Origin of the sequence: Halomonas sp. H10-9-1 (assembly GCF_040147005.1) — a bacterium.
GTDB lineage: Bacteria > Pseudomonadota > Gammaproteobacteria > Pseudomonadales > Halomonadaceae > Halomonas.
In genome coordinates this window covers 3010977-3030423 of record NZ_JAMSHO010000001.1, presented here as the reverse complement: position 1 = coordinate 3030423, position 19447 = coordinate 3010977, and the positions used below count along the sequence as shown (strand labels likewise).

General features: G+C 66.3%; 18 protein-coding genes. 13 read left to right on the top strand and 5 right to left on the bottom strand.

Annotated features, from left to right (window positions below; translation table 11 throughout):
• Nucleotides 1-335 precede the first annotated feature (335 nt).
• The 5 genes from NFH66_RS13950 to NFH66_RS13930 all read left to right on the top strand — a co-directional run bounded on the left by NFH66_RS13950 (nt 336) and on the right by NFH66_RS13930 (nt 4947).
• Nucleotides 336-1505 carry an alpha/beta fold hydrolase gene (locus NFH66_RS13950; RefSeq protein ID WP_349610811.1) on the top strand — a complete coding sequence of 390 codons (1170 nt, stop codon included), beginning with the start codon at nt 336-338 and terminating at the stop codon, nt 1503-1505.
• Between the two features lie 48 nt (nt 1506-1553).
• Entirely contained in the window at nt 1554-2471 is a 918-nt protein-coding gene (gene pcaQ / locus NFH66_RS13945; RefSeq protein ID WP_349610810.1) for a pca operon transcription factor PcaQ, read from the top strand.
• Nucleotides 2472-2573: 102 nt separating this feature from the next.
• Nucleotides 2574-3299 (top strand): protocatechuate 3,4-dioxygenase subunit beta, encoded by a 726-nt coding sequence (gene pcaH, locus NFH66_RS13940; protein ID WP_502878652.1) that lies wholly within the window; start codon nt 2574-2576, stop codon nt 3297-3299.
• 32 nt (nt 3300-3331) lie between these two features.
• Entirely contained in the window at nt 3332-3964 is a 633-nt protein-coding gene (pcaG, locus tag NFH66_RS13935) for a protocatechuate 3,4-dioxygenase subunit alpha (protein WP_349610809.1), read from the top strand.
• A gap of 149 nt (nt 3965-4113) precedes the next feature.
• Nucleotides 4114-4947, top strand: a complete 834-nt coding sequence (locus NFH66_RS13930; RefSeq protein WP_349610808.1) for a 3-oxoadipate:acetyl-CoA acetyltransferase — start codon at nt 4114-4116, stop codon at nt 4945-4947.
• A gap of 42 nt (nt 4948-4989) precedes the next feature.
• Here NFH66_RS13930 and NFH66_RS13925 read toward each other — a convergent pair whose 3' ends face one another.
• Nucleotides 4990-6699, bottom strand: coding sequence for a sigma 54-interacting transcriptional regulator (locus tag NFH66_RS13925; RefSeq protein WP_349610807.1), 1710 nt, complete (start codon nt 6697-6699; stop codon nt 4990-4992).
• Nucleotides 6700-7015: 316 nt separating this feature from the next.
• On the opposite strand from NFH66_RS13925, the gene NFH66_RS13920 reads away from it, so the two are divergent.
• From NFH66_RS13920 to NFH66_RS13895, 6 genes are all read left to right on the top strand, one after another.
• Nucleotides 7016-7399: a c-type cytochrome gene (locus tag NFH66_RS13920; RefSeq protein WP_349610806.1), complete on the top strand. Its 384-nt coding sequence runs from the start codon at nt 7016-7018 to the stop codon at nt 7397-7399.
• 4 nt (nt 7400-7403) lie between these two features.
• Nucleotides 7404-7949 (top strand): hypothetical protein, encoded by a 546-nt coding sequence (locus NFH66_RS13915; protein WP_349610805.1) that lies wholly within the window; start codon nt 7404-7406, stop codon nt 7947-7949.
• Between the two features lie 33 nt (nt 7950-7982).
• Nucleotides 7983-9533, top strand: coding sequence for an FAD-binding oxidoreductase (locus NFH66_RS13910; RefSeq protein ID WP_349610804.1), 1551 nt, complete (start codon nt 7983-7985; stop codon nt 9531-9533).
• Between the two features lie 34 nt (nt 9534-9567).
• Nucleotides 9568-11034 carry an aldehyde dehydrogenase family protein gene (locus tag NFH66_RS13905; RefSeq protein ID WP_349610803.1) on the top strand — a complete coding sequence of 489 codons (1467 nt, stop codon included), beginning with the start codon at nt 9568-9570 and terminating at the stop codon, nt 11032-11034.
• Between the two features lie 83 nt (nt 11035-11117).
• On the top strand, nt 11118-12047 hold the full coding sequence (locus NFH66_RS13900; RefSeq protein ID WP_349610802.1) for a SphA family protein: 930 nt from the start codon (nt 11118-11120) through the stop codon (nt 12045-12047).
• Nucleotides 12048-12167: 120 nt separating this feature from the next.
• Complete coding sequence (locus NFH66_RS13895; RefSeq protein WP_349610801.1) at nt 12168-13259, top strand: NAD(P)-dependent alcohol dehydrogenase; 1092 nt, start codon at nt 12168-12170, stop codon at nt 13257-13259.
• 70 nt (nt 13260-13329) lie between these two features.
• Here NFH66_RS13895 and NFH66_RS13890 read toward each other — a convergent pair whose 3' ends face one another.
• Nucleotides 13330-14235 (bottom strand): LysR family transcriptional regulator, encoded by a 906-nt coding sequence (locus tag NFH66_RS13890; RefSeq protein WP_349610800.1) that lies wholly within the window; start codon nt 14233-14235, stop codon nt 13330-13332.
• Between the two features lie 156 nt (nt 14236-14391).
• Here NFH66_RS13890 and salA point away from each other — a divergent pair, with 156 nt between their 5' ends.
• Both salA and NFH66_RS13880 read left to right on the top strand, forming a co-directional pair.
• Nucleotides 14392-15720: a salicylate 1-monooxygenase gene (salA, locus tag NFH66_RS13885; protein WP_349610799.1), complete on the top strand. Its 1329-nt coding sequence runs from the start codon at nt 14392-14394 to the stop codon at nt 15718-15720.
• 54 nt (nt 15721-15774) lie between these two features.
• On the top strand, nt 15775-16950 hold the full coding sequence (locus NFH66_RS13880) for an ABC transporter substrate-binding protein (RefSeq protein ID WP_349610798.1): 1176 nt from the start codon (nt 15775-15777) through the stop codon (nt 16948-16950).
• A 99-nt stretch (nt 16951-17049) separates the two neighbouring features.
• Here the strand turns inward: NFH66_RS13880 and NFH66_RS13875 are convergent, their stop codons facing one another.
• From NFH66_RS13875 to NFH66_RS13865, 3 genes are all read right to left on the bottom strand, one after another.
• Nucleotides 17050-17520: a MarR family winged helix-turn-helix transcriptional regulator gene (locus tag NFH66_RS13875; RefSeq protein WP_349610797.1), complete on the bottom strand. Its 471-nt coding sequence runs from the start codon at nt 17518-17520 to the stop codon at nt 17050-17052.
• 144 nt (nt 17521-17664) lie between these two features.
• Entirely contained in the window at nt 17665-18924 is a 1260-nt protein-coding gene (locus NFH66_RS13870) for a TRAP transporter large permease (protein ID WP_349610796.1), read from the bottom strand.
• A gap of 3 nt (nt 18925-18927) precedes the next feature.
• On the bottom strand, nt 18928-19446 hold the full coding sequence (locus tag NFH66_RS13865) for a TRAP transporter small permease (protein ID WP_159343412.1): 519 nt from the start codon (nt 19444-19446) through the stop codon (nt 18928-18930).
• Nucleotide 19447 lies beyond the last annotated feature (1 nt).

Below are 19447 nucleotides of genomic sequence, written 5' to 3'. Positions count from 1 at the left end.
CGACTTGTTTCGGAAGGCATCTCGCTCGACCCGAGAGGAAGGCTGCGCCTTCCTCTCGGTGTTTTCGCGCGTCGGTGATTTGACGCTGGGCGAGGGTGGGAGTAGTTTGTTCGCATCACAAAACAAAGTTCGTCATTCGAACTTTTAGGGAGCAGTTGCCAGCAGGAAGCGCGATCTGGCCTGGTCCGCCATTTATAGGTAACCCGATTCTTGCAGGAGGGGGGCTAGGTCGAGACTGGCAGCGTCAGGCGCCCAGAGCTCTCGCCGAAGCCCTCGACCTCCAGTCGCGCGGCAGCGTCGCCCTCCTGCAGTCCTTTCTCCTATGGAGGCTTTAGATGGCATTTCTGACTATCAACGGGCGCAGTGTCGCCTATCGCCTGCTGGGCGCGGCGGCTAACCCTCTGGTGGTGCTGGCGCATCCGCTGGGCATGAGCCAGGCGGTGTGGGACGACGTGCTGCCGGCGCTGCTGCCGCGCTACCGCGTGCTGACCTGGGACCTGCCCGGCCACGGCGCCAGCCAGGCCTGGGGCGATGGCCTCATCACCCCGGCCGCCCTGGCCGCCGAGGCCCTGGCGCTGGTCGACCACGCCGGTGCCGAGCGCTTCCACTTCGCCGGTACCTCCATCGGCGGCGTGGTCGGCCAGGCGCTGATCAGCGAGCACGCCGAGCGCCTGTACACCGCCACCCTGACCAATACCGGAGCGGTGATCGGCAATCCCGAGCTGTGGAACACCCGCGCCGGGCGCGTGCGCCAGGAGGGCCTGGCGGCGATGTCCGAGGAGATCGTGCCGCGCTGGTTCGCCCCCGCCTGCTTCGAGGCCGAGCCGGCCCTCAAGGCGGGTTGGTGCACCCAGATGGGCCGCGGCGACGACGACTCCTATGCGCTGCTGTGCGAGATGCTGGGACGCGACACCTTCGATGGCAAGCTCGCCGGCAAGGCTGTCAAGGTGCAGTTGTTGGGTGGCAGCGAGGACCTGGCGACGCCGCCGTCGACCCTCGAGGCCCTGGCCGGTGAGCTCGACGGTGCCCCCCTGGAGATCCTCGAGGGCGTCGGCCACGTCCCCTCCGTGGAGGTGCCGGGGCTGTTCGCCGCGAAGCTGCTGGCGGTGATGGCGGTGGATCTGGGCGATGTGGGGGCCAACGGCGTGGACTACGCCACCGGCCTTGCGACCCGCAAGCAGGTGCTGGGCGAGGCCCATGTGGCGCGCTCCACCGAGGGCGCCACCTCCCTGGATGCCCCCTTCCAGCAGATGATCACCCGCCTGGCCTGGGGCGAGCTGTGGAGCAACGCGGACCTGACCCGCCGTGAGCGGAGCATGATCACCACCGGCATCCTGGCCGCCCTGGGTCGTGAGGAGCTGACCCTGCACCTCAAGACGGCCAAGCGTATCGGCCTGACCGAAGCGGAGCTTCGCCAGGTGCTGATGCATGTGGCCATCTACGGCGGCGTGCCGGCGGCCAACCATGCCTTCGCGCTGGCCAAGGAGCTGGGCTGGGGCGAGTAGCGTCGCTCAGTTGCCGGCATGCTCGACGCCCCTCGGGAGGAGGCCTGAATGATCAACGCGCGAATCAAGCTTCGCCACCTCCAGGCCTTTCTGGAGGTGGCCCGCCAGCGCAGCTTCGTCCGGGCTGCCGAGCGGATGTCGATCACTCAGCCGGGCATCTCCAAGACCATCCGGGAGCTCGAGGAGACCATCGGCACCAGCCTATTCGAACGCACGCCCCGGGGGGTCTCCCTGACCCAGGCCGGCCTGACCCTGCTGCGTCATGCCGGTCCGGCACTGCGTGCCTTGGAGGAGGGCATCGGCGCCGTCGGCGAGGGGCGAACCAATGGCTGCTGGCTGCGCGTCGGGGCCCTCTCCACGGTGGAGAGCCGGCTGCTGCCGGAGGCGATATTGCGCTGGCAGGAGGGCATGGAGGGGGAGTGTGGCGTCAACGTGGTCACCGGCCCCAGTGCCTTCCTGCTCTCACGGTTGCGGCGTGGCGAGCTGGATCTGGTGGTGGGGCGCATGACCGAGGCGCGTGAGATCCTCGACCTCTCCTTCGAGCACCTCTTCTATGAGCGGCTGATTCTGGTCGTTCGCAGCGGCCACCCGTTGGCCGGGGAGGCGCAACTGGAGCCACATCAGCTGATGCGTTTCCCTTGGGTGCTGCCGCCCCCTCAGACCACGCTGCGCCAGCAGGTGGACAGCTTCTTCGTGCGCCATGGCCTTGAGCTGCCCGCTCGCCAGCTCGAGACACTATCGCTACCGCTCAGCCGGCGCTACGTTCAGGTGAGTGATGCCGTCTGGGTGGCGCCCGAGGAGGCCGCGCGGGAGGCGGTGCGCCTGGACAGGCTAGCCGAACTGGCGCTCTCACTGGAGCAGCAGGGCGGCTCGGTGGGGCTCTGCACCAACACCAGCCTGGCGCCTTCCGTGGCCCTCGAGACCTTCTGTGAGACGCTGCGGGGGATGGTGGCGAGCGCCACATAACCTCTGGGTTATAAGTGGGGGCCGAGGCGTCAATTGGCAGGCCAGATGAATAGCGCCAGACTGATCCGGGTCAATGAAATCTCCTAGGTAGAGAGGATCGAAATGCAATACAACAAGCGATTCGTCGCGCGCGACCGCAACTGGCATCCGCCGGCCTATGCTCCTGGCTACAAGACCTCCGTCGCCCGCTCACCGCAGCAGGCGCTGGTCAGCATGCAGAAGCCCACGGCCTCGGAGCTTTCCGGTCCCGACTTCCGGCATCTGCGGATGGGCCCCCACGATAACGACCTGCTGCTCAACTTTCGCCAGGAGCAGGGCCAGGGCTTGCCCCAGGGGGAGCGCATCATCATGTTCGGCCGCGTGGTCGACCAGTTTGGCAAGCCGGTGCCCCACACCCTGGTGGAGATGTGGCAGGCCAACGCCGGCGGCCGCTATCGCCACAGGAACGACAACTACCTGGCCCCCCTGGACCCCAACTTCGGTGGCGTTGGTCGCTGCCTGACCGACGATCAGGGATGGTACCGCTTCCGTACCATCAAGCCGGGCCCCTACCCCTGGCCCAACGATCCCAATAGCTGGCGGCCCTCCCATATCCACGTGTCGGTGATGGGGCCGTCGATCTCTACTCGCTTGATCACCCAGATGTACTTCGAGGGGGACCCGCTGATTCCGCTGTGTCCCATCGTCCACACCCTCAAGGATCCCGAGGCCGTGGAGACCATGATCGGTCGCCTGGACATGGCCCGCAGCAAGCCCATGGACTGCCTGGCCTATCGCTTCGACCTGGTGGTGCGTGGCGAACTGCAGACCTTTTTTGAAAACCAGTGATGGGTTCGAGAACCAGCGAGAGAGATGACGAGATGAACCAGCCGAATTCCCGACCCACCAGCGAACTGCTGCTGCGTGAGACCGCTTCCCAGACCGCCGGGCCTTATGTGCATATTGGCCTGGCGCTGGCCGCCGCCGGCAACCCGACCCGGGACGAGGAGATCTGGAACGAGATGGCTCGTCCCGGGGCCGAGGGCGAGCATATCGAGGTGGTCGGCACCGTGATCGACGGCAACGGCGACCTGGTCCGCGATGCCTTTATCGAGGCCTGGCAGGCCGATGCCAACGGCGAGTATCAGCAAGAGTTCGACCTCGAGAAGCCCTTCAACAGCTTCGGGCGCACCGCCACTACCTTCGACCACGGCAGCGAGTGGACCCTCAAGACCGTCAAGCCGGGTTCGGTGGCCCACGCCAGCGGTCAGGTCCAGGCGCCGCATATCAATCTGTCGATCTTCGCCCGCGGCATCAATATCCACCTGCAGACTCGCCTCTACTTCGAGGATGAGGCCAAGGCCAATGCCGCCTGTCCGGTGCTCTCCCGCATCGAGTCACCGACGCGCCGCCAGACGCTGATCGCCAGGCGCGAGGAGGTCGATGGCAAGGTGCGCTATCGCCTCGATATTCGCCTGCAGGGCGAGGGTGAGACGGTCTTCTTCGATTTCTGATCGGGCGCCCTGGCCTCCAGGGCTCCGGTCATTCGCGCCGTCCCCCCGGGGCGGCGTTCGGCGTTGATGACGCCGAGCACACGCCACGGGGGAGACGCCCCCTGATGATAATGAGCCACTGTACCGTTGCGGTATCACGAGAGGTCACCATGTCCAACCCCTGCATCATCTGTGTCGCCATCACCGGCAGCCTGCCGCGCAAGGAAAACAACCCGGCCGTGCCGATCACCGTCGAGGAGCAGATCGAGAGCACCCAGGCGGCCTTCGAGGCGGGTGCCACCATTGCCCACTGCCACGTGCGTAATGACGACCAGACGCCAAGCTCCGACCCGGAAAAGTTCGGCCGCCTGCTGGAAGGGCTGAACAAGCACTGCCCCGGGATGATCGTGCAGCTCTCCACCGGCGGCCGCTCCGGGGCCGGCGAGGAGCGCGGCGGCATGCTGCCGCTCAAGCCCGATATGGCCAGCCTTTCGGTGGGCTCCAACAACTTCCCTAACCGCGTCTACGAGAACTCGCCCCAACTGGTCGACTGGCTGGCCGGGGAGATGCTCAAGTACGACATCAAGCCCGAGATCGAGGCCTTCGACCTGTCGCACATCCATCAGGCGGTCAACCTGTCGCAGCAGGGCAAGCTCAAGGCCCCGCTCTACGTGCAGTTCGTGATGGGCGTGAAGAACGCCATGCCGGCCGACAAGCCGACCTTCGATTTCTACATCGAGACCCTCAAGCGCCTGGCGCCGGATGCCCAGTGGTGCGGCGCCGGTGTCGGCTCCAACCAGCTCAAGCTCAACGAGTGGTCCATCGCCGCCGGCGGCCATACCCGCACCGGCCTCGAGGACAACGTGCGCCTGGATCGCGACACCCTGGCGCCCTCCAACGCGGCCCTGGTGGAGCGCGCCGTGGCGCTGTGCGAGAAGTATGAGCGTCCGGTGGCGACCTGGCAGCAGGCCCGCGAGATCCTGGGCCTCGGCCAGCCCGCCTGATCCCGAACCTCATTCCGGCGGGCGCCGACCCGGCGCCCGCCATCAGCGCAGCTCGAACTTCTTCAGCCGATAGGCGTAGGCGGGGCGCGTCATGCCCAGCCGGCGGGCGGCAGCAGCAATGTTACCCCCGCTCTCGGCCTGGGCCGCCACCAGCATCTCCCTCTCGATATCCTCCAGCGTCAATCCGGCATCGAACAGTGCCTGGATATGTCGGCGGGGCGTGAGCTCCATGGACGAGGCGCCTGCCAACGCCGAGAGCCGGCCACGTTCATCCAGCCCCTGACCCTTCTCCCGCTGCAGCGTGGGAACCCGGTAGTCGCCGAACAGTGCCCGCTCAGTGATGTGCTTCTGGTCGTCTGTGAGGATGACGCCGCGCTCGATACAGTTCTTCAACTCGCGCACGTTGCCGGGCCAGGCGTACTGGATGATGGCCGCGCGAGCCTGGTCGGAGAAGCCCAGGGTGCGACGCTGGTAGTGGTGCTCGCAGCGGGCGAGGAAGTGTTCGGCCAGGTCGGAAATATCCTCGTGACGCTCACGCAGGGGCGGCACCGTGAGTGTGAAGGCGTTGAGGCGGAAGAAGAGGTCGCGGCGAAAGAGGCCCTCCTCGACGCGCTGGAGCAGGTCGGCGTGGGTCGCCGCTACCACTCGCACATCCACGTCCTTCACTCCCTGGCCGCCGACCCGCTCGATCTGGTGCTCCTGCAGGGCACGCAGCAGGGCGGCCTGAGCACGCGGCGAGAGCTCGGCGAGCTCGTCGAGAAACAGGGTGCCGCCGTGGGCGCGCTCGAAGCGCCCGAGGCGTGACTGCATCGCGCCGGTATAGGCGCCCTTCTCGACACCGAACAGCTCCGATTCGATCAGCTCCGGCGGGATGGCGGCGCAGTTGACCGCCACGAAGGGCCCCGCGGCGCGCTCGCTGCGCTCATGCAGGCGGCGGGCGAGGACCTCCTTGCCGGTGCCGGTCTCGCCGAGCAGCAGCACCGGCACCTCGGAGGCGGCGGCGCTGTCCAGCATGGCCAGCATCTCGCGGAAGGCGGGGGCGCTGCCGATGGGACCCCAGTCATCGTCCTGGGCGCGGCGTGCCAGGTCACCCTCCAGGGTCGCCACCCTGGCCTGCAGCTCGTAGAGCTCATCGATCAGCGGGGCCTCGCGCAGGATGGCGGAGAAGGCCGCATGGTCGGGCCACTCCTCGGCCAGCCTGCCGATGATCCGGCAGTGGGCGTCGCCACAGCCCAGGCACTCCACCTCCCGATACTGCACCTCGCGCCCCAGCAGCTGGGTGGCGTAACCGGAGGCATAGCCCAGCAGGGTCCAGCACACCGGCGCGCTCTGCACGCCGCGGGTGCGCCAGACCTCGACCTCGAAGGAGCCCTGCCAGACGAACTCGCTGTAGAAGTGGTCATGCTCCAGGTCGATCTCGAGCGCTCCGGGGATCGCCTTGACGTGCCCCAGCAGGGCGTGCAGCTGGGGGCCGGCCAGGAAGCTGTCGCGCAGCCCCAGCCGTTCGCCGCGCAGGGACTCGCCAAGCTCGGCATCCTGCAGGCCCGAGTAGTAGCCCAGGCGAATGAAGACGCCGCGGGCCCGCTCCATCCCCAGGGTGGTGACCAGCTCGTTGCGGAAGAAGGCCGATGCCTGAATCGACATCAGCAGCATGCGCTGCTCACCCAGCCACACCTGGCCCTCCTCCGGGAGGAAGCGCAGGGCATCCATCAGGTCGCGGGCGCTGGGATATTGGGGAGTGCTGGAAGGCATGGAAGGCTCGTCAACAAGGCGCGGCATCAGGATATCACCCATGCTGCATCTGGAGGCGACGCCGCGAATGATGATTTGCGCAGGAGTGATGAAAGGATTAATCGATTTTAGCGAACGCGAGTTCGTATCACGAACGCTGGGCTTCAGGAATCTGCCTAGTGCCTTGAATATCTAGCTTTTTCAAATTCCGGCACGTTTCTTGATGGGTAAGTAGGCCAGGAGTCCGGTGTTAACCTCTTGATTATACTAAAGTCTAAGAGAGTGTCGCCGGCCCTGCGCCGACCAGCCCATGACGACGAGACGGGTGACATTGACCATGCAAAACACAACAACGGTGCCTTCCCGGCACCTCCCCTCACGTACCCTCGGGGCTCTTGCCCTGGCCGGTGCCCTCCTGTTGCCTCCGGTGGCCCATGCCTCGGAAGCCCGCGAGCCCAGCGAGGCCTATCGGCAGGTCTGTGCTCATTGCCACGCCCCGGACAAGGCGGTCGGGCCCGAGATCACCATCGCCTTCCCCGAGGCGGCCTGGGAGGCCCGCGGCAACTACATTCGCAACACGGTGCGCCATGGCCGAGCCGCCATGCCGGCCTTCCGCGCGGCCAAGATCAGTGATCCCGAGCTGGAGGCCCTGATCCAGGCCCTGGTCAGCGGTGAGCTGGACGACGCGCCAGTCGCTGACGCCTCGAACAGTGAGGAGTGACGCCATGAACCTGACACGTCGACAGCTGCTCAGGAACGGCCTGCTAGTGGGGGCCGCGTCACCTTTCGCCATAGGCGCCGCCTGGGCAAGCCAGGCGGGAATGAGCGATGCCCCGGCACGGGGCGAGATCCGCCTCTATGGCGCCGACCGATCGACCACCGAACTGGGGCTGGGGCTGCGTCAGCAGGGCTGGGCGCCGCGCTATGAGGGTCGCCTCGATCCCCTGGCGCTCAATGCCCTGCCTGCCGGCACCCTGGCGACTGGTTTTACCGACGAGGCGGGCCTGGTGCTGCTCACCAGCCTGCTGGCTGGGCGCGGCCGCGTGCTGGCGCTGGGTCGCCATGAGGCGGGACGCCACCGGCTGCTGAGCCATCGTGGCCCGCTCGCGGCGCCGCTGGCGGTGGAGACCGGCAGCTGGCAGGCCGCGCTGGGGCGCGAATATGCCCGACTGGCGCTGGCGGACGGCCATGGCCGCCACTCCCGGCAGGCCAGGCGTCCCGCCGGCGAGGCCACCCGCGCCACCGAACTGAGCTTCCTGGTTCGGCTGTAAGCCCCTGAACACAACAATCGAGAGACCGACTCCATGAGTACCACACAGCGCATTCTTCCCAAGGGCGTGTCCGAGGCAGACTTCGACGCGGCCCTCGTGCGTTTTCGCGAGATCCTCGGGGCCGATAGCGTCCTCACCGAGAGCGACCAACTGGCGGCCTATAGCAAGATCATGATGGCCGGTGACGACGCGGACTACATCCCTTCCGCGGCCCTGCTGCCGACGACCACCGAGCAGGTGCAGGAGATCGTGCGCACCTGCAACCAGTACAAGGTGCCGATCTGGACCATCTCCACCGGCAAGAACCTGGGCTACGGCTCCGCCGCCCCGGGGGAGACCGGCCAGGTGATGCTCGACCTGCACCGCATGAATCGGATTCTCGATGTGGACCCGGACGTCTGCACGGCGCTGCTGGAGCCCGGGGTGACCTACCAGCAGCTCTACGACTACATCAAGGAGCACGACCTCAAGCTGTGGCTCGACCCGCCGGCGCCCTCGGCGATTGCCGGCCCGGTGGGCAATACCCTGGACCGCGGCGTGGGCTACACCCCCTATGGCGAGCACTTCATGTTCCAGTGCGGCATGGAGGTGGTGCTGGCCAACGGCGAGGTGATTCGCACCGGCATGGGGGGCATAGAGAACTCCAGCTCCTGGCAGGTCTTCAAGTGGGGTTACGGTCCCTATATCGACGGCCTCTTCACCCAGTCCAACTACGGCATCGTCACCAAGATGGGGCTTTGGTTGATGCCGGAGCCGCCGGCCTATCGTCCCTTCATCATCCAGTACCAGGACCCCGAGGACATCGAGGAGATCGTCGATGTGCTGCGGCCGCTGCGCATCGCCCAGATCATCCCCAATGCCGTGGTGATCGTGCACACCCTGTGGGATGCCGGTACCCATGTGGTGCGCAAGGACTACTACGAGGGCAGTGACTCCATCCCGCGCGAGGCCATCGAGCGCATCAAGGCCGACGAGGGTATCGGCGAGTGGAACGTCTATGCGGCCCTCTACGGCACCCCGGAACAGATCGAGGTCAACTGGAAGATCGTCGAGCAGGCCTTCGGCGCCAGCGGCAAGGCGAAGATCATGCACGGCGAGGAGGCCGAGAAGCGCGGCGGCGGCTTCGAGTATCGCTCGGCACTGATGAAGGGCGACATGAATCTTCAGGAGTTCGGCCTCTACAACTGGCGTGGGGGCGGTGGCTCCATGTGGTTCGCCCCGGTCTCCCAGGCCAAGGGTAGCGAGACCAAGGACCAGACCGAGCTGGCCCAGCAGATCCTCGGCAAGTACGGCTTCGACTATGTGGCGGAGTACATCGTCGGCTGGCGCGACATGCACCACGTCATCGACCTGCTCTACAACCGCCAGGATCCGGAGGAGACCCAGCGTGCCCACGACTGCTTCGCCGAGCTGATCGACGAGTTTGCCAAGCGCGGCTACGGCCTCTACCGCACCAACACCGAGTTCATGGAGCAGGTCGCCGGCACCTTTGGCGAACCGCTGCGCGAGGTGCACAAGACGCTGAAGAACGCGCTCGACCCCAATGGCATCCTGTCACCCGGCAAGTCGGGTATTCGTCAGTAACCCTGGCGCGCGAGTTTTCAGAGGAGAGTGACCCATGAGTACTGCATATCGCGATTTCCACCTCCAGCCGATTGCCGGCGAGTGGCGCGAGGGCTCAAGCGAACGCACCACTGCGGTGACCAACCCCTATGACGGTAGCGCCCTGCTCGATATCCGCCTGGCGGATCGCAGCGACCTGGATGCCGCCTTCCTGGCGGCCGAGCAGGCCCAGGCCGAGTGGGCGGCGACCCCGCCGGCCCAGCGCAGCGCCGTGCTGCAGCGAGTGGTGGCGATCTTCGATGCCCGCAAGGAGGAGATCATCGACTGGCTGATCCGCGAGTCGGGCAGCACCCGCCTCAAGGCCAACGTCGAGTGGGGTGCTGCCCGTGGCATCACGCTGGAGGCCGCCAGCATGCCGGGGCGTGTGCATGGCATGACGCTCGCCTCCAACGTGCCGGGCAAGGAGAACCGCGTCTATCGCAAGCCACTGGGCGTGGTGGGGGTGATCAGCCCCTGGAACTTCCCGCTGCACCTCTCCCAGCGCTCCATCGCCCCGGCGCTGGCGCTGGGCAACGCCGTGGTGGTCAAGCCGGCCAGCGACACCCCGGTCACCGGCGGCCTGCTGCTGGCCAGGATCTTCGAGGAGGCCGGCCTGCCCGAGGGGCTGCTCAGCGTGGTGGTAGGCGCCGGCAGCGAGATCGGCGATGCCTTCGTCGAGCACCGCGTGCCCCGCATGATCTCGTTCACCGGTTCCACCCAGGTGGGGCGTCGCATCGGCGGCATCTGCAGCGGCGGTGAGCATATCAAGAAGGTCTCCCTGGAGTTGGGTGGCAACAGCCCCTTCGTGGTGCTGGACGACGCCGACCTCGACCAGGCGGTGAACGCCGCGGCCATGGGCAAGTTCCTTCACCAGGGCCAGATCTGCATGGCAGTGAACCGCATCATCGTCGACGCCTCGCGCTACGATGAGTTTGCCGAGCGTTTCGTGCAGAAGGTAAAGGGGCTCAAGGTGGGCGACCCCGACGACATGGCCACCGTGGTCGGGCCGGTGATCAACGCCAAGCAGCGCGAGGGGCTGGAGGCGAAGATCGCCACCGCCAAGAGTGAAGGCGCGAGCGTGCTGCTGGAGGGTGAGATCCAGGGGCAGTTGGTACCGCCCCATGTGTTCGGCAACGTCAGCGCGGAGATGGAGATCAGCCGCGAGGAGATCTTCGGCCCGCTGGTGGGCATCCAGAAGGCCCGCGACGAGGCCCATGCCCTGGAACTTGCCAATGGCACCGAGTATGGCCTCTCCAGCGCCGTGTTCAGCGGTGACTTGGCGCGCGGCGTGCGCTTCGCCCAGGGCATCAAGGCCGGCATGACCCATGTGAACGACATGCCGGTCAACGACGAGGCCCATGTGCCCTTCGGCGGCGAGAAGAACTCCGGCCTGGGTCGCTTCAACGGCGACTGGGCGATCGAGGAGTTCACCACCGATCACTGGGTCAGCGTGCAGCACACGCCCCGTGGTTATCCCTTCTGAGTCGAATCCGACGTCACGCCTGCCGTCCGCACCACGCGGGCGGTGGGCCATGCCAACACATTCCAACAACAGAGACAGCACGCATGACCTTCACTCCTGAATTCGGCAATCATGGCATCCGGCTGGCGGCCTTGCTGGTCGCTGGCCTGGCCTCCACCCCGGCACTCGCCGTCAATGGCCACTATGTACCAGGCATCGAGGGGCTGGGCGCCGCCGCCGCGCCCCCCGAGGGCCTCTACTACCGTGCCTACCTGATGCACTACGACATCGACGACTTCCGTGATGCGAACGGTGATGCCGCACCGGGCAGCAACAGCGGCTCGGTCAACGCCCTGGCCCATCGTTTCATCTGGATGACCGGCAAGACCTTTCTCGGTGCCGACTACGGCGTGGAGGCGATCATCCCGATGCTCGATACCGAACTCGACCTGCAGACGCCGGCCGGTCGGCAGGGTTTCGACGACGACGGCCTCGGCGACGTCTTCGTCGGCCCGGTGATCCTGGGCTGGCACGGCGAGCAGTGGGATGCGACTTTCGCCGCCGGTCACTGGTTCGATACCGCCGATTTCGACCCGGCGAACCCGGCCTCGGTGGGCAAGGGCTACGGCACCACCATGCTCACCCTGGGGGGAATGTGGCACCTCGATGCCGACAAGACCTGGAACGTGTCGGGGTTGTCGCGCTACGAGATCAAGACCGAGCAGGATGAGACCGGCGTGACCCCGGGGGACAGCTGGCTTCTGGAGTGGGGCATCGGCCATCGTCTGCCAAGCGGGCTGGAGCTGGGGCTGGTGGGCTACGACGCCTGGCAGCTTGAGGCCGATGACGGTACGGCGAGTCGCGCCAAGGCCGAGCGCCATGCCATCGGCGCCGAGGCGGGCTATCTCTGGCCCACGGCCGGGGTGATACTCAAGGGCGCCGTCTACCACGAGTACGCTGCCGAAGGCGGAGGACTGAAGGGCCTCGAGAGCGAGGGCGACGCCATCCGCCTGCAGCTCACCAAGTTCCTGTGAGCCTTCCCCGGCGGCCCACCCAGGTGGCGGCCGGGGGCATCACCGGAGCGCTACCGACCCCGTTCGGCCGCCGGCCGGGCGGGGCCATCGATGAAGGGCATTCGATAAAGGAGAGTACCCATGCAGATTCAAGCGGCCGTGACCCTGGCGCAGGGGCGTGACTTCGAGTGGCAGGCGGTGGAGCTGGCCGAGCCCGCGCTGGGCGAGATTCGCGTGCGCATCGTGGCCACGGGGGTGTGCCACACCGATGCCGTGGCCCGGGACCTGGGCATCGCGCCCTTTCCCATCGTGCTGGGCCACGAGGGTGCCGGCGTGGTGGAGGCCCTCGGCGAGGGAGTGGGCGATCTCGAGGTGGGCGACCACGTGGTGCTCTCCTTTGCCCACTGCGGCGGTTGCGGTCACTGCCTGACCGGCCATCCCACCGTCTGCGATACCTTCAACGCGCTCAACTTCGGCGGCGCCATGGATGACGGCAGCCACCGCCTGGCCCGTGACGGCGAGGACCTGGCCACCTTCTTCGGCCAGTCCTCGTTCGCCAGTCACGCCGTGGTCAGCGCCCGCAATGCGGTGAAGGTGGACCCCGAGGTGGAGCTGGCGCTGCTCGGCCCGCTGGGCTGCGGCATCCAGACCGGTGCCGGCACCGTGCTCAACCGCCTCCGGCCCGAGTTCGGCACGAGCCTGGTGGTCTACGGCTGTGGCGCCGTGGGGCTCTCCGCCATCATGGCGGCGCGCATCGCCGGCTGCCACCAGATCATCGCGGTGGACGTCCACGACAGCCGCCTCGAGCTGGCCCTCGAGCTGGGGGCGACCCATACGATCAACGGCCAGAAAGAGGACACCGTCGAGCGGGTTCGCGAGATCACCGGCGGCGGCAGTCATTACGCGGTGGAAACCACCGGGGTGCCGGCGGTGGTGCGCCAGTCGCTGCAGGCGCTCAAGCCGCTGGGCGTGTCGGCGATCGTCGGCGTCACCCCCGAGGTGACCCTGGACGTGCACCACGACCTGATGGCCGAGGGTAAGTCGATGATCGGCGTGATCGAGGGCGACTCGGTGCCGCGAGTCTTCATCCCGCAACTGGTGGCCTACTTCAAGGAGGGTCGCTTTCCCTTCGACCGCCTGGTGAAGTTCTATGACCCCGAGCAGATCAACCAGGCCTTCGAGGACTCGAAGAACGGCACCACCGTCAAGCCGGTGCTGAAGATCGGCGACTGATTCCACCCTTGCGAACGTCACGAGGCGGCATCTGCCAGGGCAGGTGTCGTCTCCTTTCCATTTGGACTGGCTATTCGGAGAACATCGCGAAGAGCAGGCCGCGCAGCCAACGGTTGCCGGCGTCGCGGTGGTAGCGGCGGTGCCAGAACAGGTTGATGGGAATCTCGGGAAAGGGCAGGGGGTGCTCCTGCACGGCCAGCCCGAAGCGCTCCCGGGTCGCCTCGGCGAACTTGTCGGTCACCGTGACCACCAGGTCGCTCTCGCTGATGATGTAGGGCACCGCGGCAAAGTGGGGCAGCTGCAGCCGGACCGGACGCTCGATGCCGGCCCGGGCCAGCTGCTCCTCGACGATGCCGTGCCCGGTGCCCTTCGCCACTACCACCGCGTGGGTGGCGGCGCTGAAATCGTCCATCTCGAAACTGCCCCCTGCCAGGGGGTGATCCCTGCGCATCAGGCACACATAGCGTTGCACGAAGAGCCGCTGCTGGTAGAAACCGGCGCCCAGCTGGGGGATCAGGCCGATGGCCAGATCGATCCGACCCTCCTCCATCTCGCGCTTCAGGTTCTCCTGATGGCTACGCACCGTGCTGAGCCGGATGCCGGGAGCCTCCCTGGCGAGGTGTTCCAGCAGCCGCGGCAGGAAGACGATCTCGCCGATGTCGGTCATGGCCAGCTGGAAGGTTCGCTCGCTGGTGGCCGGCTCGAAGTCATCGCCCAGGTTGAGGGTCTCATGCAGCCGGGCCAGCGCATCGGCGATGCCGGGGTGAAGCTGGTCCGCCCGCGGCGTCGGCGAAAGCCCCCTGGAGGTGCGTTCGAATAGCTCATCACCGAGCAGCTTGCGCAGGCGCTTGAGGGCGTGGCTGACGGCGGGCTGGGTCACCCCCAAGCGCTCGGCAGCCCGCTGGGTACTGCCCTCGCGATAGAGCAGGTCGAAGACCACCAGCAGGTTCACGTCGATATTCGCCAACCGCAACATGTCTTTTCTCGCTCAATAGACTGAATTGTCTATGATATTACGCTTGCTTATTCTATGTATAAAAGTGGTTGCGTTGTGTGAATAACGAGGGGGCCCTAGCCTGCATCCATCACCCGATGCCATGACAAGAACCGCATCCCCGACGGAGAGCCCAGCATGCCTCAGCACACTACCGCGTCCCCCACTGATTCTCGCTTCTCCATCGCCATCATCGGCGGCGGCATCGGCGGCGTGGCCTTCGCCGTGGCCCTGTCCCGCTTCCCCGACCTCGACGTGCAGCTCTTCGAGGCGGCGCCCCGCTTTTCCGAGATCGGCGCCGGCGTCTCCTTCGGCCCCAACGCCGTGTGCGCCATCCAGCGGCTCGGCCTGGAGGAGGCCTACCGGCGCATCGCCGATTCCTCGCCGGCCCCCTTCGAGGATGTCTGGTTCGAGTGGCGCCGTGGCAGCGATGACGGCTACCTGACCGCCACCCTGGCGCCCGGCTGCGGGCAGTCCTCGGTGCATCGGGCGGACTTCCTGGATGCCATCGTCGCCAACCTGCCGGAGGGGATCGCGCATTTCGGCAAACGCTGTGTCGAGGTCACCCAGGAAGGGGAGGGCGCCACCGCCCACTTCGCCGACGGCACGGCCTTCACCGCGGATATCCTGATCGGCTTCGACGGTATCAAGTCGGTGGTCCGCGAGCATGTGCTGCCCGCCGCGATCCATGGCGAGATCACTCCCTTCTGGAGCGGTACCTACGCCTATCGCGGCATGATCCCCACCGCCCAGCTGGAAGAGGCCCTGGAGGGCAAGGGTGCCGACCGGCGGCTGGCGTTGGTCCCCCAGATGTATCTGGGCCCCGACCGCCATATCCTCACCTTCCCGGTCAAGCAGTCGGAGCTGATCAACGTGGTGGCCTTCATCACCGATCGTTCCTCGCCTAACCCCACGCTTCCCGAAGGCGAGGAGTGGGTCCAGGCGGTGACCCAGCAGGAGATGCTGGAGGTCTTTGCGGGCTGGGGGGCGGGATCACAGGCCATCCTCGAGTGCATCCCCGAACCGACCCGCTGGGCGCTGCACGAACTGCCCGAGCTGCCTCGCTACCATCGCGACCGGGTGTTGATTGTTGGCGATGCCGCCCACGCGCTGGTGCCCCATCAGGGCGCGGGGGCGGGGCAGGCGCTGGAAGACGCTTACGTGCTGGCCAGCCTGCTGGGCGACGAGGCCTGCACGCGGGACAGCGTCGAGTCGGTGCTGGCGGCCTTCGAGTCGGTCCGTCATGCGCGCACCTGCCGGGTACAACGCACCTCCCACGAGGCGGGGAACGTTTACGAGTATGCCGGTGAAGGTATCGGCGACGACGAGGCGACGCTGATCGAGAACCTCGAGACCCGCTTCGATTGGCTCTGGAACCACGATCCCGAGGATGACGTCGTGGCGGCTCGTCGCCACCTGGGCTGGGGTTGCCACACCTCTGCGCCTCGAGTGGCAAGGCCGGCCTGAGCCACGGATATTCGTTTCATCTTGATAGCTCTCCCAGATGCTAAGGACACCACCGTGCAGACATTCAACAACAAGACGCTGTTTTCCCTTTTGGGTGCGGGGCTGCTGCTGACCGGGCAGGCTAGCTTTGCCCAGAACGCAGACCCGGTGAAACTGGGCCTGATGCTCCCCTACACCGGTACCTATGCCGCGCTGGGCGAGGCCATCACCAATGGCCTAAAACTCGCCATCGAGCAGGAGGGCGGCCAACTGGGCGGGCGTGACGTCGAGTATGTCGAGCTTGATTCCGAGGCCAACCCGTCAAAGGCGCCGCAGAACATGAGTCGACTGGTCAAGGGTGAGGGCGTCGACATCGTCATCGGACCCGTACACTCCGGCGTGGCTATGGGAATGCTGCGGGTCGCCAAGCAGACTGGCGCCATCACCCTGATCCCCAATGCCGGGCTCGAGGCGGCCACCAACCAGCTGTGTATGCCCAATGTCTTCCGAACCTCCCACAACATGTGGCAGGACGCTTATCCCATGGGCAAGGTAGCTTTCGATCGTGGCCATCGTCGGGTGGTGACCATTACCTGGGACTATGCCGGGGGCAAGGAGGACCTGGCCGCCTTCGAGAACGCCTTCACCGAGCAGGGTGGCGAGATCATCGAGCAGATCCTGGTGCCTTTCCCAAGCACCGAGTTCCAGAGCTACCTCACCCAGATCGCCAGCCTCAAGCCGGATGCCGTCTATACCTTCTTCGCCGGGGGCGGTGGGGTGAGCTTCGTGCGCGACTATTCCGCCGCGGGTCTCAAGGAGAGTATCCCGCTGTTGGGGTCAGGCTTCCTGACCGAAGGCAATCTCGCGGCGCTGGGTAGCGCCGGTGAGGGGGTGCTGACCACCCTGCACTATGCCGAGACCCTGGAAAGCGACGAGAACCGGGCCTTCGTTTCGGCCTATGAAGCGGCTTACGGCGAAACACCCGACGCCTATGCAGTACATGGCTTCGATACCGGTGCCATGCTGGCCCAGGCACTCGAGGTGGTGAGTGGCGACACCATGGATCGCGATGCCCTGATCGATGCATTGGCCGAAGTGGAGCTGCGGAGCCCGCGGGGCCCGTTCCGCTTTTCCAGCTCTCACCACCCGGTACAGAATATCTACCTGCGTGAGATCCGTAACGGCCGCCACGAGGTGGTGGAAGTCGCCCACCAGGGGCTCGAAGCGCCAGATGCTGATTGTCGGATGTGATCGACTGGCGGACTCACCATGCAAAAGCGGCGGCCCCTGGGTCCGCCGCTTTTGAGTTCCTTGGCGCTGCTCGGTAGCGGCCCAACGGCGGTGGCAGAGTCATCCCGACTGGCGAACTGGCACTCGGCTCAGGTGGTTATTCTCGTCGGCCACGGTCTGCAGTAGTCGGCAGAGTGTCTGCTTATCATCTTCGGCGAGGGGCGCGAGAAGCTCTGCCTGGACCTCATCCACCGCGTGCTCGGCGGCGTGGCGCAGCTGTCTCCCTGCGTCAGTCAGGGTCACCAGCATCGAGCGGCGATCCTCGGGATTGCGGCTGCGGTTCACCAGGCCTCGCTCCTCCAGCTTGCGCACTACCACCGCCACGGTATTGCGGTCCAGCGCGGTGTGGCCACCCAGGGTGATCTGGTCGATGGCACCATGCTCCTCCAGGGCGCAGAGGGTGATGTATTGCAGCTGCGTCAGGCTAAGAGCCTCGCACTTGCGCAGGAATATCGCCACGCTGATCTGGTGGCAGCGCCTGAGCAGGTTGCCGGGGAAGGTGCGGGCTTCCGAGAATGGGCCTTGGGACATGACCTGACTTTGTTCGAGGGACGAGAGTGTGTCCATGCGCTCAGCCTGTTGTCGGGGCAGGCAAGGCCCCCTGTTGGGTGGCCCTTGCCGCTGCGGGATATTGCCGAACCGTGGAGATTACCCTGCATATTGCCATGCTCGGCATCAGAGGAATATCCCGAGTGCCCAGGGGTTGAAGATGGTGGCCAGGATCACCAGACAGGCCGCCAGTACGAAGGGGAAGATCCACTTGGTGATGCGCGGCAGGCTGACGTTGCTGATGGCGGAGGCGACGTAGAGACCGGCCCCCACCGGCGGGGTCAGCAGCCCCAGGCTCAGGGTCATGCAGGTGACGATGCCGAAGTGGATCGGGTCGATGCCGTAGCTCTGCTGGGCCACCGGCAGCAGGATGGGCACCAGGATGATCAGCGCGGCGATGCCGTCGAGCACCATGCCCACCAGGATCAGCATGACGAAGACTAGCAGCATGAAGACCACCGGGCTCTCGGTAGTGCCCTGCATCAGCCCGGCCACCTGCTGCGGGATCTGGTTGTAGACCAGCACCCAGCCGAAGGCCTTTGCGGCGGCGATCAGGAACAGCACGATGGCGGTGTTGCGCGCCGTCCTGGCCAGCACGCCGGGAAACTGGCCCCAGCGCAGCTCGCGGAAGAGCAGGCCACCGAGGACCAGCGCCATCAGCGTCGCCACGGCGGCGGACTCGGTCGGGGTCACCACCCCGAAGGCGATGCCGCCGACGATCACCAGCGGAATGCTCAGGGTGAGCAGGGCGCCGCGCGTCGCGCCCCACAACGGGATGCGTGACTTCTCGGCGCCGCCGCTCTTGTGGGCGCGCCTGGCCACCAGGGCGATCAGGCCGCTGATCAGCAGGAACAGCACCAGGCCGGGGATGATGCCGCCCATGAACATGGCGCCGATCGAGACCTGGGCGATGACGCCGTAGATGATGAACACCATCGACGGCGGGATGATCGGGCCGAGCAGGCCGGCCCCCGCGGTGAGGGCGGCGGCGAAGCCCTTGTCGTAGCCGTCGCGCTCCATCTCCGGGGTCATCACCCGGCTCATGATAGCGATCTGCGCGGTGGCGGAGCCCATGATCGAGGCGAGCATCAGGTTCGAGGTCAGCGAGACGTAGGCGATGCTGTGCGGTACCCAGGCGAACCAGGCGCGCGCGGCGGTGATGATGCGCCGGGTGATGCCCCCCTCGTTCATGATCTCGCCGAGCAGGATGAAGAGCGGGATCGCCAGCAGGTCGAAGACCTCCAGCGAGCCGAAGATCACCTGGGGCAAGTTCTCCAGCAAGCGGAAGTTGCCCGAGGCGATGATGAAGGTGAAGGTGGCGCCCAGCAGCACGAAGGCGATGGGCATGCCGAGCAGCATGAACAGCAGGAAGGCGGCGAGCGTCATGGGTCACTCCTCGTCGCTGGGCAGGCTGAAGACCGTGCGGGAACGATCGGGCAGGCGCGCGATAAGGTGGAAGAGGGAGGTGGCGCAGAAGATCGGCACGATCAGGTAGAAGTGCCACTTGGGCCAGTCGAGGGTGATGGCGATGTCGTAGTTCACCGACGGCGAGCGCAGCCAGCCGATGGCGTACCACAGCATCACTGCCAGCATCGCTATGCAGAGCAGCTCGGTCAGCCAGTAGCAGGCGCGCTGAGTAGGGGCCGGTAGCAGACCCACCAGCATGGTCAGGCGCACGTGCTGGTCGTGGTGGATGGCGATGGAGACGGCCAGGAAGGCCATCCAGATCAGGATGTAGACCGCCAGCTCATTGGCGAAGTAGAGCGGGCTGTTGAGTACGTAGCGGGCGAAGACGTTGGCGATCAGCAGGGCGCCGAAGGCCACGATCAGCAGGCTGCACAGTGCTTGCTCGAGCGTGCTCAGTCGACGGCTCGCCCGGCTCAGCCAGGTCAGGGATCGAGACGGCATG

Excerpts from the sequence above, each read along its gene's own strand:
- NFH66_RS13910 (WP_349610804.1), top strand. The coding sequence starts at position 7,983 with ATGAGTACCACACAGCGCATTCTTCCCAAGGGCGTGTCCGAGGCAGAC.
- NFH66_RS13875 (WP_349610797.1), bottom strand. The coding sequence starts at position 17,520 with ATGTCCCAAGGCCCATTCTCGGAAGCCCGCACCTTCCCCGGCAACCTG.
- NFH66_RS13865 (WP_159343412.1), bottom strand. The coding sequence starts at position 19,446 with ATGCCGTCTCGATCCCTGACCTGGCTGAGCCGGGCGAGCCGTCGACTG.
- NFH66_RS13920 (WP_349610806.1), top strand. The coding sequence starts at position 7,016 with ATGCAAAACACAACAACGGTGCCTTCCCGGCACCTCCCCTCACGTACC.
- NFH66_RS13925 (WP_349610807.1), bottom strand. The coding sequence starts at position 6,699 with ATGCCTTCCAGCACTCCCCAATATCCCAGCGCCCGCGACCTGATGGAT.
- NFH66_RS13930 (WP_349610808.1), top strand. The coding sequence starts at position 4,114 with ATGTCCAACCCCTGCATCATCTGTGTCGCCATCACCGGCAGCCTGCCG.
- pcaG (WP_349610809.1), top strand. The coding sequence starts at position 3,332 with ATGAACCAGCCGAATTCCCGACCCACCAGCGAACTGCTGCTGCGTGAG.
- NFH66_RS13890 (WP_349610800.1), bottom strand. The coding sequence starts at position 14,235 with ATGTTGCGGTTGGCGAATATCGACGTGAACCTGCTGGTGGTCTTCGAC.
- NFH66_RS13895 (WP_349610801.1), top strand. The coding sequence starts at position 12,168 with ATGCAGATTCAAGCGGCCGTGACCCTGGCGCAGGGGCGTGACTTCGAG.
- NFH66_RS13905 (WP_349610803.1), top strand. The coding sequence starts at position 9,568 with ATGAGTACTGCATATCGCGATTTCCACCTCCAGCCGATTGCCGGCGAG.
- salA (WP_349610799.1), top strand. The coding sequence starts at position 14,392 with ATGCCTCAGCACACTACCGCGTCCCCCACTGATTCTCGCTTCTCCATC.
- NFH66_RS13950 (WP_349610811.1), top strand. The coding sequence starts at position 336 with ATGGCATTTCTGACTATCAACGGGCGCAGTGTCGCCTATCGCCTGCTG.
- NFH66_RS13915 (WP_349610805.1), top strand. The coding sequence starts at position 7,404 with ATGAACCTGACACGTCGACAGCTGCTCAGGAACGGCCTGCTAGTGGGG.
- pcaQ (WP_349610810.1), top strand. The coding sequence starts at position 1,554 with ATGATCAACGCGCGAATCAAGCTTCGCCACCTCCAGGCCTTTCTGGAG.
- pcaH (WP_502878652.1), top strand. The coding sequence starts at position 2,574 with ATGCAATACAACAAGCGATTCGTCGCGCGCGACCGCAACTGGCATCCG.
- NFH66_RS13870 (WP_349610796.1), bottom strand. The coding sequence starts at position 18,924 with ATGACGCTCGCCGCCTTCCTGCTGTTCATGCTGCTCGGCATGCCCATC.
- NFH66_RS13900 (WP_349610802.1), top strand. The coding sequence starts at position 11,118 with ATGACCTTCACTCCTGAATTCGGCAATCATGGCATCCGGCTGGCGGCC.